General features: G+C 48.8%; 14 protein-coding genes and 3 tRNA genes. 8 read left to right on the forward strand and 9 right to left on the reverse strand.

The window, feature by feature from the left end:
- Nucleotides 1-5: 5 nt before the first annotated feature.
- Complete coding sequence (locus PRU_RS01410; RefSeq protein ID WP_041385509.1) at nucleotides 6-326, reverse strand: hypothetical protein; 321 nt, start codon at nucleotides 324-326, stop codon at nucleotides 6-8.
- 208 nt (nucleotides 327-534) lie between these two features.
- Here PRU_RS01410 and PRU_RS01415 point away from each other — a divergent pair, with 208 nt between their 5' ends.
- Nucleotides 535-1,281 carry an MBL fold metallo-hydrolase gene (locus PRU_RS01415; RefSeq protein WP_041385510.1) on the forward strand — a complete coding sequence of 249 codons (747 nt, stop codon included), beginning with the start codon at nucleotides 535-537 and terminating at the stop codon, nucleotides 1,279-1,281.
- A 102-nt stretch (nucleotides 1,282-1,383) separates the two neighbouring features.
- The gene (locus PRU_RS01420) at nucleotides 1,384-2,223 is read left to right on the forward strand and encodes a transporter substrate-binding domain-containing protein (protein WP_224083007.1); all 840 of its coding nucleotides are present in this window, start codon (nucleotides 1,384-1,386) and stop codon (nucleotides 2,221-2,223) included.
- 12 nt (nucleotides 2,224-2,235) lie between these two features.
- On the opposite strand, the gene PRU_RS01425 is transcribed toward PRU_RS01420, so the two are convergent.
- From PRU_RS01425 to PRU_RS01445, 5 genes are all read right to left on the reverse strand, one after another.
- Nucleotides 2,236-2,847, reverse strand: coding sequence for a class I SAM-dependent methyltransferase (locus PRU_RS01425; protein WP_013064146.1), 612 nt, complete (start codon nucleotides 2,845-2,847; stop codon nucleotides 2,236-2,238).
- 135 nt (nucleotides 2,848-2,982) lie between these two features.
- A complete protein-coding gene (locus tag PRU_RS01430; RefSeq protein WP_074684013.1) occupies nucleotides 2,983-3,495 on the reverse strand; it encodes a hypothetical protein in 513 nt (170 codons plus the stop codon).
- 9 nt (nucleotides 3,496-3,504) lie between these two features.
- Nucleotides 3,505-4,791 carry a M18 family aminopeptidase gene (locus PRU_RS01435; protein ID WP_013064710.1) on the reverse strand — a complete coding sequence of 429 codons (1,287 nt, stop codon included), beginning with the start codon at nucleotides 4,789-4,791 and terminating at the stop codon, nucleotides 3,505-3,507.
- A gap of 88 nt (nucleotides 4,792-4,879) precedes the next feature.
- Complete coding sequence (locus PRU_RS01440; protein WP_041385512.1) at nucleotides 4,880-5,926, reverse strand: hypothetical protein; 1,047 nt, start codon at nucleotides 5,924-5,926, stop codon at nucleotides 4,880-4,882.
- 315 nt (nucleotides 5,927-6,241) lie between these two features.
- Nucleotides 6,242-6,313, reverse strand: a tRNA-Arg gene (locus PRU_RS01445).
- Between the two features lie 141 nt (nucleotides 6,314-6,454).
- Here PRU_RS01445 and PRU_RS01450 point away from each other — a divergent pair.
- A complete protein-coding gene (locus tag PRU_RS01450) occupies nucleotides 6,455-7,018 on the forward strand; it encodes a hypothetical protein (protein WP_033151431.1) in 564 nt (187 codons plus the stop codon).
- Between the two features lie 15 nt (nucleotides 7,019-7,033).
- Here the strand turns inward: PRU_RS01450 and PRU_RS01455 are convergent, their stop codons facing one another.
- Nucleotides 7,034-9,079 carry a sensor histidine kinase gene (locus PRU_RS01455; protein ID WP_041385513.1) on the reverse strand — a complete coding sequence of 682 codons (2,046 nt, stop codon included), beginning with the start codon at nucleotides 9,077-9,079 and terminating at the stop codon, nucleotides 7,034-7,036.
- A 116-nt stretch (nucleotides 9,080-9,195) separates the two neighbouring features.
- Nucleotides 9,196-9,280: transfer RNA gene (locus PRU_RS01460), tRNA-Ser, on the reverse strand.
- 131 nt (nucleotides 9,281-9,411) lie between these two features.
- On the opposite strand from PRU_RS01460, the gene PRU_RS01465 reads away from it, so the two are divergent.
- Together PRU_RS01465 and PRU_RS01470 are read left to right on the forward strand one after the other, a co-directional pair.
- Nucleotides 9,412-11,985, forward strand: coding sequence for an endonuclease MutS2 (locus PRU_RS01465; protein ID WP_013063296.1), 2,574 nt, complete (start codon nucleotides 9,412-9,414; stop codon nucleotides 11,983-11,985).
- A gap of 227 nt (nucleotides 11,986-12,212) precedes the next feature.
- Nucleotides 12,213-12,659 carry a lytic transglycosylase domain-containing protein gene (locus tag PRU_RS01470; RefSeq protein WP_080517156.1) on the forward strand — a complete coding sequence of 149 codons (447 nt, stop codon included), beginning with the start codon at nucleotides 12,213-12,215 and terminating at the stop codon, nucleotides 12,657-12,659.
- 140 nt (nucleotides 12,660-12,799) lie between these two features.
- Here PRU_RS01470 and PRU_RS01475 read toward each other — a convergent pair.
- A tRNA-Met gene (locus PRU_RS01475) sits at nucleotides 12,800-12,872 on the reverse strand.
- Nucleotides 12,873-13,086: 214 nt separating this feature from the next.
- On the opposite strand from PRU_RS01475, the gene PRU_RS01480 reads away from it, so the two are divergent.
- Genes PRU_RS01480 through PRU_RS01490 form a run of 3 tightly spaced genes read left to right on the forward strand, consistent with a single transcriptional unit; the run spans nucleotide 13,087 to nucleotide 15,149 of the window.
- On the forward strand, nucleotides 13,087-13,680 hold the full coding sequence (locus PRU_RS01480; protein WP_013065131.1) for a TetR/AcrR family transcriptional regulator: 594 nt from the start codon (nucleotides 13,087-13,089) through the stop codon (nucleotides 13,678-13,680).
- A 32-nt stretch (nucleotides 13,681-13,712) separates the two neighbouring features.
- Entirely contained in the window at nucleotides 13,713-14,450 is a 738-nt protein-coding gene (gene fabG / locus PRU_RS01485) for a 3-oxoacyl-[acyl-carrier-protein] reductase (protein ID WP_013064524.1), read from the forward strand.
- Nucleotides 14,451-14,477: 27 nt separating this feature from the next.
- Nucleotides 14,478-15,149, forward strand: a complete 672-nt coding sequence (locus PRU_RS01490) for an RluA family pseudouridine synthase (RefSeq protein WP_013064336.1) — start codon at nucleotides 14,478-14,480, stop codon at nucleotides 15,147-15,149.
- Nucleotides 15,150-15,175 lie beyond the last annotated feature (26 nt).

Raw genomic sequence — 15,175 nt, forward strand, 5'->3', positions numbered from 1 at the left:
GTTCCCTAATCGACTCCGTTACCACCGCCTCCAGGGCCACCCATGCCGCCACCAGGTGCGCCACCACCTTGATTACCACCAGGGCGGCCTTGGCCCATAGGAGGTCGCTGACCTTTCATGTTATCCTGTTGTTCTCCCTCAATAAGCTTCTTGAACTTTTTGTTCAGTTTTGTCACCTTCTTGGTTTGCTTCTCGTCTAACTTCTGTTCACTTACCATCTTCTTGGTCATCTGCTCCTGAGTTATTCGCTGCGGTCTCATTTGTGCCGTTGCCCCAGCAGTCAGTATCATGGCAAAAGCCATCATCATTAGTCTCATTTGTTTCATATCTATAACCTTATTTAAATACTTGTACTGCAAAAGTAGCGTTTCTTTGTTGCATCTGGAATTTTTTTCAATCAAGCCCTATATTCGTTCAGCGAACTGGGTGATAACACAATAAATCATAAATCCCAAGGCCAAATGGTATGGCTTTGGGATTTTTTTCTTATATTTGCGAAGATTTATTACTAACCCAAACAAAACAAGTACGATTATGGAGATTAAAGCAATTCGCATGTTCGATGGCGGTTTTATGAACCAGCAGTTTGCCTTTGGCGGTGAAGGTAAGGAAGGTACAGACGAACAGATTATCTACCGCAGCAGTTTGCAGAACTTCTTGATTGACACTGGAAACGAGGTGATTTTGGTTGACACTGGATTCCAGAACGATTTTAAGGCACCCGAGAAGAAACTGGGCGCGCCACTCTATATGGGCGAGAAAGTGAAGGATTATATGGAGGCCTTTGCCGAGTTGGGCTACAAGCCTGAGCAGGTAACGAAGATTCTTATCACGCACAAGCATCCCGACCACTCGGCTGCCATCCAGTATTTCCCCAATGCCAAGGTGTATATTTCGCCCGAGGATGCCGACGCCATGAAACTGCCAGAAGGTGGAAACATCATCCGTTCGGAATACAAGGAATCGTTCAAGAACTTCCCACGAGCCGAAAAAGTGGCCGATGGCATTTGGTTTATCGAGGCCAAGGGGCACACCAAGGGCAACAGCATTATCATTGCTGAGAACGATGGACTTTATTATATGATGCACGGCGACGTGACTTATTGCGATGCAGCCTTGAAAGCCAATAAGCTAAGTATCGTGTTCGAGGATATCGAGGCTGCCCGCATCACACTCGATCGTGTACGCGAGTTTATCCAGCAGAATCCCACCGTTTATCTCTCAACCCACTGTCCCGAGGGCTACGAGAATCTTGAGATGAAACGGGTAATGACGCTGTAATTAGAGACAGAATTCAACAAAAGTTAAATCCCAAGGCCAAATGGTATGGCTTTGGGATTTTTTGTTTATATTTGCCGCGCATTATGAAAACATTAATACCAGATGATGAGAATACAAATGCGTAAATTTATCCTTTTATTCCTCAGTGCCGTATTGTTAGGCAGTATGGTATCGTTTGCCTCGTGTACGGTAGGCAAGGATAATACTATCATTGTAAACCAGCCCACCATCAACCGTATTCAGGAGCGTGGCACCATCCTGATTGGCACTACGGGCGATTATCGTCCGTTAACCTTCCGCGAGGCCGACGGCACGTACTGGGGATTCGGTATCGAGGTGGCTGGTCAGATTGCCAAGCGCCTGGGCGTAAACATACAGTTTGTGCCAACCTCGTGGCCTACACTTTCTACCGATGTTACGTCCAATCCGCAAGCATTCGATCTGGCCATTGGCGGCATCACCATCACCGATGCCCGCAAACAAACCATGCTGATGAGCGATGGCTATCTGGCTAATGGTAAAACCATTCTGTGCCGGGCATCCGAGGCCGACCGCTACCAGAAACTGGCAGATATCGATAAGCCCGATGTACGTGTGATGGTGAACCCTGGCGGACTGAACGAGAAGTTTGCCAACCAGAATCTTACTCATGCCACCATCATTGTGCATGATAAGAACGAGGAGATACCATCGCTCATAGCCGAGGGCCAAGCCGATGTGATGATAACCGAGATTACCGAGGCACCTTATTATATACAGACCGATACCCGACTGGCAGCCCCGCTACTGAATGCCCCCTTTACCCATGGCGAGATAGGTGTACTGATGCGCCAGGGACAGGACGACCTGCTGCAACTGGTAAACGACGTCATCAGTCAGATGAAGGCCGACGGCACCCTGCGCCAACTACACGAGAAATACGGCCTGGTGTATGCTTATTAACCTTTACGTCGATTATGCCTTTACGCCCATAATCGTAGCATAAGTCGGCTTTTTGCGATGGATTTCTGTTTGTATAAATCCTGCATCGTCCAGCAATGTTTTCAGCTGTTCAGGTGTATAGGCCGTCATGCCATCCACAATGCTGGTCCACTTCGAATCGCTATCCACCACCTCTACCATGATGGCAAATTTGCCACCAGGCTTCAGCACACGACGCACTTCCTGCAAACAGTCGGGTAGGTTAGGCCAGAAATACACCGTTTCAACAGCCGTTACAAGGTCGAACATCTCGTCGTTGTAAGGCAACTGTTCGGCTGAACCCTGCGTTACATATACCTGCTTATCCAGTACCTCTGCGTTTACCTGACGGGCTTTTGTTACGCTCTCCTCCGAGATATCGATGCCATACACCTGCGCATCTTTACTCCTTTTAAGCAGTCGGCGTATGGTAAAACCACCTCCGCAGCCCACATCCAGCATCGTCCATCCATCCTGTACGTTCACAAGCTTCAGGCCCCAGTTGGTAAGTGGTGCATGCGTATAATTCATGAAACACAACATGGCACGTCCCAGCGATCCTTCAGGTCGTGCACACTGATTAAAAAACGACTTTAATAATCCCATTCTTGTTTATATTTGATTACTGCGTGCAAAATTACGGCAAAATAATAAGGTGCGCAATACCTAAAACTCGGTGTTTAAAGCATTGCGCACCCGTGGGTACAAATCGTATTAATCAAAAGTTGGTATCCCGCACCATCATCGTGTTTCGGCGATGTGGCGAATGCAGTCGGCCTTGTGATTGTCGAAGTCGGCTAACAGCCATTGGTCATCCACAAACTCCATCATTAGCTGGTGCTCCTCGATGTCGGTTGTTTCGTCAAAACTTCCGTTCTCCCACTTCTGACGTACTTTGATGGTGGCTGTGGCATGGGTGGCATCGGTGATATCTACGCTTGCCACCTCGTAGTCGGCTATGGTGCCGCCATTGCCTGTTACAAAGTAGTACAGCCACTCGTGATCCATGGCCTCGTGCTCGGGCAGATGATTGAACATGGTGTCGAGCACGGCATAGAAATCCTTGGTGAGATAGGCTTCGGAGCCCGCACGTAATTCGTGGTCGGGGATGTATTGGCACAACTCGGCAGCGCGTTCCATGAGCTGCTGCTGGCTGATGTCTGCCGTAGCACTTGCTTGAGGCTTGCGGCTGCACGATGATGGCACTATGATGGCCATCATCGCTGCTACTGCCGCAACTATTATCTTCTTCATTGTATCGGGTTACTTAAAAAACTGCGTAAAGGCCTTAACCGTATAAAGGTGATCGGCCACGCTGCCTGTTTCGCGACAACTGTGCATGGCCAGAATGGCATTACCCATATCTACACCTCGCAGAGGGATAGACGAGGCTAAGATGTTTCCCAGCGTGCTGCCACCTGCCACATCGGAGTGGTTTACAAAGCGCTGACAGGGCACGCCGGCCTCGCGACAAATCTCGGCAAACACGGCTGCCGAAACGGCATCGCTGGCATACTTCTGTGCGGCATTAAACTTGATAACCGGTCCACCACCCAGCACGGGATGGTTGGTGGGGTCGTATTTCTCGCTGTAGTTGGGATGCCAGGCGTGGGCATTGTCGGCCGAGATCATAAAGGCCCGCTCGATGGCCTGGTACCAGGCTTCGGCACTACCGCTTTGGGCCTGGGCGATGCGCTGTAGCATCATGGCCAGGAACGGACTGCCTGCACCCTGCTTGGTTTGCGAGCCTGTTTCCTCGTTGTCGAAAATGGCCAGCACCTTGGTGGCATCGGCTGTATCGGTATCAATCATGGCCTCGAGTCCGGCAAAGCACATCGACAGATCGTCTAAGCGACCCGACGACAGGAACTCATCGTGTACACCAAACGTGCAGGCTGGGGTGGCGTCGGCCAGATACAGGTCGAAATCGAGTACCTCCTCGGGCTTGATGCTGAGTTCGCCGCAGATGATATTCATCAGCAGATTGCCCTTTTCGAGTTCATCGTTGATGATGCCCAGGATGGGGAGCATATCCTTTTGCTTGCTGAGCTTCACACCATCGTTTACCTGACGGTTAAAATGGATGGCGAGATTACTGATTTGCAGCAGCGGACGTTTTACGTGCAGCAGCAGTGTGGTGGGGTTGAGGGCATCGCTGCCACGCACAATCACACGACCTGCGATGGTGAGCGGACGGTCGAACCAGGTTGACATAATGGGACCACCATACACCTCGGTGTTCAGCTTTACGATGCCACCCTCGCACAGCATCTCGGCGTTGGACTTGATGCGGAAGGTGGGCGAGTCGCAGTGGGCACAGATCATGCGGAACCCAGCCTCGGCCATAGGCTTACGGCCGATATGGAAGGCATAGACCGACGAATCGTTCTTGGTTACATACAGTCTGTCGCCTGCCTTCACGTTACCAATCGGCTCGTGAGGGTCGAGTTTACGATAGCCAGCCTTTTCAAGTTCGGTGGCGATATTTTGTGCTGCCAGGAAGTTTACTGGCGAAGCATCCAGGAAATCTAATAATCTTTTTACGCGCATTATATCAAATTTATGTGGGTATTACTTAATAAACTTTACCTTTTCGGTATTGCGAGGGTGGGGGTGATAGTTTTAAAAATATAGCGAATTATTTAATTGTAAGCACTACTTGACCTTGGGTGTTGGTGGTTACGATGGCTGTCATCTTGCCCTGACGCCAGTTTTTCTGATCGGTGCTAGTGAAGCCGTAGGTTTTGAGGTCTTTGCAAAGGGCTTCGGCATCGTCGGTAGCGGTGAGGGTGATGGCGGTGATGGCCTGCTTGCGACGGGCGAGCGAGGCTGTGGCCTGATAGCCATCCATCTTAAATGTGGCGGGCAGCACTTTGGCTGTGGCCTTACCTGCTGTGTAATCGTAGCTGGCCAGTACCGATTGCGCGCCTTTCAGGGTGCGGTTCTGATACAGCAGCACACCCAAACCAACCAAGTCGGTATGGTTGCAGGCAGAGGCCAGTCCGCTGGTGATGGTGCGTGGAGCTGTCTCGTACTCCTTGTCGTCCATCTCGTTATAAGCCATCTGGTAGGCCTTGGCATCGTCGAGTGCAAAACCAAAGGTATAGCTGCTGGTGAGCGACCCACGCTCGTAATGCAGGTTAACGGTGCCTAACTGGGTCTGGATGGTGTAGGCCTCGCCTTGATTATCTACAAAGCCACGACCGTAAACCTTAACCAGTTCGGCCTTTACTTTGGCAAATCGGGCCTTTACCTCTTTTAACGAGGGGTAGATGGTATCTTCGGTTACATCTACGGCATATACGCGGTCGGTCTCGTCGCTTACGGCCAGTGTAACGGTACACTTGGCACCATACACCTGGCCGTCGTAGGTGTACGACTTGGCGGTGTGCTTGCCTTCGAGTACACGCTCGGTGAATCCTTTCTCAATTAGCTGCTTCTCGAACAGGCTGGCCTTGATGCCCAAGGGGATGCCCATAAAAGCATTGCGATTATTGGTGTTATCGGCCAGTGTGGCTATATCGGCCATTGCAATCTGTGCTGCATCATCGATACCATCGGCACTCTTCTTGGCCTTTTTCTCGGTCTTGGCCTTCTTCTTAAAAATCTTCTTGAAAAACTGTGCATCGGCGGGCTGGCAAACCAACACTGCTGCCAGCAACGCAAAAATAATCTTCTTCATCATATTACATAACATATTAAAATCAGGGGCAAAGGTAAATAAAAAACTACGATAAAACGTGCCTTTGCAGCGAATATTAGGAAAGTTTAGAACTTATGCACCTTTATTTTTATGTGGTTTTTGTTGATTAAAAAAGCCCGTTGGCTGAAATTATTTGCGCAGAATAATGAGTTGTTTTACTTTTGCAGCGTAATTAAACAAATAAACATAAAATACAAATGAAACAGATTTTTGGGGTAATCGTGCATCTGATTGGGTATGTGTTACTGCTTGGAATGTTTGCGATAGCATTGATTAGCGTTGTGTTTGAAAAACCAGTACACCCGCACGGAATCGAACCGTGACCAACGGAACCGGAATCCGTTATTCTATCCTTTAAACTACGGGTGCATGTGTTGCCAAATGCGGTGCAAAGGTACTAAAAAAAAATAATTTAAGCATATAAATACCAAAAATGTTGGTGGATTAAGTTTAATTTAGTACTTTTGTGCCGCAATTCAATAAAACCAATTAACAAGTAAAAAAGGTAAAATGAAAAAGGTTATAACAACAATCGTGGTTCTGGCTGTTATAGCAGCGGGAGTTTTCTCGCTCTCGTCATCGTCGGATGATACGGGACAGGAGATTTCTCTTACCAATCTGCTCGACTTGCTGTACAACTACGAGGGCACAGGCAGGAGGCCTAATACACCTCTGCAGTTTATCTGTAGAGACGATGTACAGGAAGGCGACAAACACTATGCCGAAGTGGTTTATGGTCACGGCGTGAAGAAGGGCGACAAGAAAGATGTGGGCTACGAGATTACTACCTCATCGCCTCATGCTTATTTCTTCTGCATGAGTTTCGATTCGTCAGTAACAGCAGGTCTTTATTACGTAGACAAGGGCGATGCCGAACGTTTCCTGGCACGTATTGCTCAGGAGAAAACGGTGCAGTTTAACGGTAAGACCTTTAACGTGATTACCAAGCCCGACGATAAGCGCCTGTATATTACCAACCCTTGGGGCGACGGCAATTATGAAACACAGTTTGCCGTGTACCCAATAACAAAGGAAGGCGATTTTTATCGCATTGAGATAGAGGTATACGATTAAAACAATATTTGATTATTAAATCGGTAGCTGCATGATAAAGCGTGCGCCGGCAGTATAGGTGGTATCAAGTTTGATATCACCTTTTAAATTGCGTGCCAGTGAGCGTGCTATCGAAAGACCGATACCTGTACCATCGGTGTACTCGTCGAGCTGCACAAACTCGGTAAAGATATTCTCGGCCTGATCGGCTGGCACGCCAATACCTGTATCTTCTACGCTGAAAATCACGTTCTGTCCGTCGATGTTTACATTGAGTACCACGCTGGCCTTGCCTTCGGGCGCCTTGCCCTTAAAGGCGATGGGCTGGGTAAACTTCTGGGCGTTGTCGAGCAGCAATGCCAAGGCCTTGACAGCCGATTTGAGATGGGTGGTGAGGATAACCTGACTGGTGCGTGCACCCAGCTTAAGATTAAAGTCGAGGTGGGTGGCCTGTGTAATGCCTGCCTGCTGGGCGGCCTGATAGGCGATGTCGGCAGGGCATATCTTATCGTTACACTCGGCACAGGTATGGGCGTTAACCATACTCAAGTCAAGCATCTTATCAACCAAACGGGTGATGCGCTCGCTGTTTTCTACAATCTTCTTGCTGATTGACTGCAGTTCGTCGGCGCTGATCTCGATATCAGGGGCTGCCAGTACCTGCGTAAAGCCCGAAAGTACATTAAGCGGTGTGCGCACCTCGTGTGATATCTGATGGATAAACTTACTCTTCATACGCTCTGATTCCTCGGCACGCTCGTTGGCCTCGATAAGCTGTTTGTTGGTGTCGCTCAGCTTCTTGAAGGCTTTGCGGCGCTGTACCAGATGCAGGTGCAGCAGGATGATGAATACCAGACTTACGCCAATTACCCAAAGCATGCGTTGCTGACTCAACTGGGCACGTTGCTCGGCTATCTCGCGCTCTTTGCCCTCGGTATCGTAAACGGTAGAAAGCAGATCGGCATCGATAATCTTCTGGCGCACCAGGGCCGAATCGTACAGATTGGCAATCCTGGTAGCCACCTGGAGTGCTGAATCACAATGACCCGCCATCAGGTTGACGTGGAATTTAGGTATCATAAAGCGACCGATATTCTCAAGGTCGGCCTCTTCGTAGGCACCCTCGGTCATAAACTTATCAAGCTGGGTCATGTTTTTGGCAGCCTCTTCGTATCGGTGGGTGGCCATCAGGTATCGGCAGCTGTTAATCAGGCTGCCTGGCTGTTTCGAAGTGGCTGTAGATGAGTATTCGGCAAATGCCTTCTCGGCATAGTCGATACGTCCCAAAGCATGTGCCTGCATGGCGCGGGTGTAGCTGATTTCGGCCTTCATCTCATCCAGATAAACAGGGTCGGCCTTGGGAAGTTTCAAGGCTTGTTCGTACAGTGAGTCCTGGGCCAGGATCCATGGAGTTACCTCGCTATAGTAACCACGACGCATGTAAACGGTGGCGATGGCATTCATGGTTTTCTGGCACTCGCGCAGATCGAGGTCGCCGTTGTTGGTCTTCAGACGTTCCTTGATGGCTTTCAACGACTTTTTGAAGTTTTGCATGGCATCGGCATTCTGTCCCAGACAGAGCTGGCACTCGCCAATCATCTGGGCAATGTCCTGATGGTCGGTAAACGCATTGTAGCCAGCAGCCCTTAGTTTGCGGTCGGCATTACGAGCCTGTCGCAGGGCGCGATCGTAGCGGCGCATATCGCACAGCATGCGTATATAATCCTTACTTGAGTAGATATATGATTCGAGATCGGCCTCGGTAATCAGCTCGCTCACGTTCACGTCGGCCAGCTGGTTGTAAAGACTCAGCGAGGCGCGGTATTTGCCCATCAGGTTAAACGCTACGGTTTTATAGAATATGGCTTTTACCCTCGAAATATCGCCTGTCTGCTGGAAACTGTCGCAGGTAGCCAGGAATTTGGGCCAGTCGCGTTCGTCGCTAATAGCCGAAACAATCGAGTCGGCTATCCCATAACCATCGGCAGCCTCGAAATTATTATTTTGTTTCTTTTGCTCGCAACTACCAAGAGTTGACAGTGCTAAAGTGATGAATATCAGTCTGATACAGAGTTTTGTCATCGTTAAGTTGTTTTTTATGGCGCAAAGGTACAAAAAAGGAACGAAACCCGCAAGCGAAAATCGAGTTTTCTGCTCGGACACAAAAAAAGAGCTCAGCGTTTAAGCTAAGCTCTTAGCGGAGAGAGAGGGATTCGAACCCCCGGTGCCTCTCAGCACGGTAGTTTTCAAGACTACTGTAATCGACCACTCTACCATCTCTCCAGTGCTCTTCTGTCTCGAAAGCGGGTGCAAAGGTAAGGAGATTTTTTTGAATAAACAAATTTTTCGCCAACTTTTTATAAAATATTTGTGATTTTGCGCATTTTTGCTCCATTTTTACTACCTTTGCACCCGTGATTTATCCAAATAACTTTGAGCGTAAGCTCGGATTCGATGAGATTCGTAGGTTGCTGAAGGCACGTTGCCAGAGCACCTTGGGGCAGGAGAAAGTCGACGAAATGGCTTTCTCGGTTGATGCCGATGTAGTAAATGAATGGTTAACGCAGGTGCGCGAGTTCCGTAGGTTGACTGCCGAACACGATGATTTTCCCATGCAATACTTCTTTGATGTGCGCGAGAGCATTGCGCGCATACGATTGGAGAATACCCATCTTGAAGAGGATGAGGTGTGGGATTTGCGTCGCTCGTTGGAAACAATTGCCAACATTGTGCGCTTTTTGCAGCGCGATGGCGACGAGAAACCTAACGGCGAGGTGGTGTATCCGTATCCGGCCCTGTACCGTTTAACTGATGGCGTGGCTACCTTCCCCGCTATGATTCGTCGTATCGACTCTATTCTGGATAAATTTGGTAAGGTAAAGGATTCGGCCTCGATGACGCTGGCTGGTATCCGTCACGACTTAGAGAAAACGCAGGGTAGTATCTCGCGTACATTATATACTATATTGCATGCGGCCCAGCGCGATGGGTTGGTAGATAAGGATGCTGCCCCCGCTATGCGTGACGGACGACTGGTGATACCAGTGGCTCCACAGGTAAAGCGCCGTATTAACGGTATTGTGCACGATGAGAGTGCTACTGGTAAGACGGTGTTTATTGAGCCGACCGAAGTGGTTGAGGCAAACAATAAGGTGCGACAGCTGGAGGCTGAGGAGCGTCGTGAGGTGATTCGTATTCTGACGGTATTTACTGATGAGGTACGCCCGCACGTGCGCGAGATAATCGACTCGTATCAGCTGTTGGCTATGATCGACCTGATTCAGGCCAAGGCCAAGTGGGCTGAGCTGACTCTGGCTTTTGAACCAACCGTAAAGGCCGAACCTGTTATCGACTGGATTCGTGCCATCCATCCCTTGCTGCAGCTCTCGCTGGAGAAGAAGGGTGGGCATGTGGTGCCTCTGGATATTATGCTGAACCGTGCAAAGCGACTGCTGCTTATCAGTGGTCCTAATGCTGGTGGTAAATCGGTATGCCTGAAAACGGTTGGCTTGCTGCAGTATATGTTGCAGTGCGGCTTGCCTGTTCCTATCGGTGATCGCTCTACCGCAGGTATCTTCGAGAGTATCATGATTGATATCGGCGATGAGCAGAGCATCGAGAACGATCTGAGTACCTACTCGAGTCATCTGATGAACATGAAGCAGATGATGAAACAGGCTGGCGAGCGCTCGCTGTTGCTGATAGATGAGTTTGGTAGCGGTACCGAGCCCGCCATTGGTGGTGCTATTGCCGAGGCCATGCTGAAGCAGTTCTGGAAGAAGCGTACCTTTGGTGTGATTACCACTCACTATCAGAACCTGAAGCATTTTGCCGACGATCACGAGGGTGTGGTGAATGGCGCCATGCTGTACGACCGACATGAGATGCAGGCCTTGTTCCAGCTGTCGATTGGTCAGCCTGGTTCGAGCTTTGCCATCGAGATTGCCCGTAAGACGGGTATCCCCGAAGAGGTGATTAAGGATGCCAGTGATATCGTGGGTCAGGATTATATCCAGAGTGATAAATACCTGCAGGATATTGTGCGCGATAAGCGTTACTGGGAAGGTAAGCGACAGACTATCCACCAGCACGAGAAGAAACTGCAGGCCAGTGGTGAGCGCTTGGAGGCTGCTGTAGAAGAGATTGAAGCAGAGCGCAAGGCTATTCTGCGCAAGGCCCGAGAGCAGGCCGAGGAACTGTTGCGCGAGAGTAATAAGAAGATAGAAAACGCCATCCGTGAGATACGTGAGGCCCAGGCCGAGAAGGAGCGTACCCGCAAGATTCGCGAGGAACTGGATACCTTTAAGGAGGAGCTGGCTCAGGTTGATACCCGTGCTACTGATGAAGCCATTGCCAAGAAGATGCGCCAGATTCAGGAGCGTAAGGAGCGCAGAGAGAAACGTAAGGCCGAGAAGCTTTCGAAGAAAGAGGAAGGTGGAAAGCGAGAGGATGCCGCAGCTGTAGCAAGTGCTCAGTCCTCAAAGGCTAACATACCACTCCAGAAAGGCGATACCGTGCGTATCAAGGGTCTTACCAGCGTGGGTGTTATCGATAGTATCGATGGCGGAAAGGCTGTGGTAGTATTTGGTGGTATGAAAACCAAGATGCGCCTGGAGCGCCTGGAGCATGCCGAGAAACCCAAGGAGCAGCAGACCAAGGCCGAGGAACGTAACAGCAATATTGCTGGCTCGTATGGTGTGGTATCGAAGGATACTCGCAATGTGATTGATAATCGAAAACTGAACTTTAAACAAGATATAGATGTGCGCGGTATGCGTGGCGACGAGGCTATTAATGCCATTACCTATTTTATAGACGATGCTATACTGGTAGGAGTGAGTCGTGTACGCATTCTGCATGGTACCGGAACAGGTATTCTGCGCCAGTTAATCCGACAGTATCTGGGCACTATTCCTAACGTTTCGCACTACCGCGACGAGCATGTGCAGTTTGGTGGTGCAGGCATCACTGTTGTGGATTTAGAATAAAAAATCAATACTTGATTTAAATCGTGAAACTTCCCAATAATGCTTAAAAAAGCTAAAAATATTTGGGCGGTAAGGTCATTCGTCGTATCTTTGCACCGGTTAAGCGTAACTAAGCGCTGATATGAACGCATTTCCGACGTGAAGTCGGTACTCTCAATTTTAATGAATTTATCTAAAGGATAACGCGGTTTGTTCGCGAGAACCCTCCGCCTAAAGTATAGAGATTTATGATTGGTTTTATTAAGAAGGCAGTTTTGAGCTTAATGGCTCTGTTCTTGGTAACTCTGTCGGTTTCGGCCGAAGGTTTCGGTACACGGAGCAACAAAACGTTAGGCTTTGACTGGAATCCAGTGATGGATGCAATTATTAAAGTGGAAAGCGAAGGAAATCCTAAGGCCGTGAGTGGAAACTCGGTAGGCGCGATGCAGATTACTCCAGTACTCGTTAAGGAATGTAATAACATCCTGAGTAAACGTAAGAGTAAGAAGCGATACACATTAGCTGACCGTTATAGTGTAGAAAAATCGAAAGAGATGTTCCTTCTGATTCAAAGCTATTTTAACCCGGAGAACAGCGTCGAGAAGGCTATACGTTCTTGGAATGGTGGTATGAATTATGGTATAAAAACTACTAACAGTTACTACCGAAAGGTTATAGCAAGAATGAAAAAGTAAATCTGATAATCCGATTGTCGAGGGCCTGAGCCCTGACGATCGGATCATTTTTTTTGTATGCGGTTTAATCTGTCAGTAAGTCGGGGGGGGAGGGATATAAACAAAAAATGCAAGCCTTTCAGCTTGCATCTCCTCTTTAGTTGCGGAGGCAGGATTCGAACGTGCGACCTCCAGGTTATGAGCCTGGCGAGCTACCAACTGCTCCACTCCGCGATGTTAAATTTTCGCTGCATTTCAGGGTGTTTCCTGATTTGCGGGTGCAAAGGTACGACTATTTTTTGAATTGGCCAAATTTTTCGGCCATTTTTTTGTAAATTTGTTGTTTTTGTAATATTTTTCCTCGTTTTTCTTGTCAGTTTCAAATAAAAGGCTTACTTTTGCACATCGTAGAATAGTGTGCAATTTTAAAATTTAGGAGGAAACAGACATGTCTATATCCAAGACAAGACAGAAACTAGTAGATGTAGCACGCCAGCTGTTCGCCAAGAACGGACTGGAAAATACGACGATGAACGATATTGCCCTGCAATCGGGTAAGGGTCGCCGTACGCTATATACCTATTTTAAGTCGAAAGAGGAAATCTACTATGCTGTTATCGAGAGCGAGTTGGAGCGATTGAGCGACAAGCTCGATGAGGTGGCTGCCCGAAAAATCCGTCCACAGGACAAGATTATCGAGCTGATCTATACCCATCTCAGTATGATTCGCGAAACGGTGGTTCGTAACGGTAACCTGCGTGCAGAGTTCTTCCGTAACATCTGGATGGTAGAGAAAGTGCGCCGCCATTTCGACGATGCCGAGATTGAGCTGTTCCGTAAGGTTTATGCCGAGGGTAAGGACGATGGCGAGTTTGATATCGACAACGTGGACCTGGTGGCTGATATTACACACTATTGTATCAAGGGCCTCGAAGTACCTTATATATATGGACGTATTGCCCATGGTATGAAGGAGGAGGACACCAAACCCCAGGTGGCCAAGGTGGTTTATGGTGCGCTGGGAAAGATTCAGAAAAGATAAACATTACACATTATTAATAATAGAAAACAATTATGGGATTATTAGAAGGTAAGACAGCGCTGATTACAGGTGCTGCACGCGGTATCGGAAAGGCTATCGCACTGAAGTATGCCTCTGAAGGCTGTAACATCGCATTCACCGACCTTGAGGTGAACGAGGAGACCGAGAAGGAAATTGCTGCTCTGGGTGTAAAGGCTAAGAGCTATGCTTCGAACGCTGCCGACTTTGCTCAGACCGAGGAAGTAGTTAAGGCTGTAAAGGAAGAGTTCGGATCAATCGATATTCTGGTTAACAATGCTGGTATCACTAAGGACGGACTGATGCTGCGTATGACTGAGCAGCAGTGGGATGCTGTTATCGCAGTAAACCTGAAGTCGGCCTTCAACTTCATCCACGCTTGTGTACCCGTTATGATGCGTCAGCGTGGTGGCTCTATCATCAACATGGCATCAGTAGTAGGTGTTCATGGTAACGCTGGTCAGGCTAACTATGCTGCCTCAAAGGCTGGTTTGATTGCTCTGGCTAAGAGTATCGGTCAGGAGATGGGTCCTAAGGGTATCCGTGCTAACGCCATCGCTCCTGGTTTCATCGATACAGCTATGACTCAGGCTCTGCCCGACGATATCCGTAAGGAGTGGATCAACAAGATTCCTCTGCGTCGTGGTGGTCAGGTTGAGGATATCGCTAATGTTGCTACCTTCCTGGCTTCTGACCTCTCAAGCTATGTAAGCGGTCAGGTTATCCAGGTTGATGGTGGTATGAACATGTAGTTCATTGAACATTGATTATTGAACATTATGGAGGTCGTTTACGAAGACAACCATATCATCATAGTCAACAAACAGAGTGGGGAGATCGTACAGGGCGATAAGACTGGCGATCGCCCCCTTTCTGAATTGGTGAAAGACTATATCAAAGAAAAGTACGCCAAGCCAGGTGCCGTTTTCCTGGGTGTGGTGCACCGCCTGGATCGTCCTGTTTCAGGGCTGGTGGTGTTTGCCCGAACCTCGAAAGCGCTTACCCGACTGAACAAGATGTTTGCCGAGGGACAGGTGCATAAAACCTACTGGGCGATAGTGAAAAATCGTCCTAAGGCCCTCGAGGGAACGCTCGAGAACTGGCTGGTGCGTAACGAGAAACAGAACAAGAGCTATGCCTACGATAAGGAGCGCCCCAATGCCAAGAAAGCCCTGTTGAAATATCGTGTGATAGGACAGACAGATAACTATACGGTGCTTGAGGTGAACCTGATGACGGGTCGTCATCACCAGATACGCTGTCAGTTGGCTGCCATGGGCTGTCCCATTAAGGGCGACTTGAAATATGGTGCGCCTCGCAGCAATCCCGATGGCAGTATCTCGCTCATGTCGCGTAGGGTGGAGTTCGTGCATCCTGTTTCGAAAGAAACCATTATCGTAGAGGCACCGTTGCCCAACGATCCGTTGTGGCAGGCTGCATCAACCAGATAAACAAATGAAGAAAGTCCTGAAGTGGT

It is taken from the genome of Xylanibacter ruminicola 23 (genome assembly GCF_000025925.1).
Taxonomy (GTDB): domain Bacteria; phylum Bacteroidota; class Bacteroidia; order Bacteroidales; family Bacteroidaceae; genus Prevotella; species Prevotella ruminicola.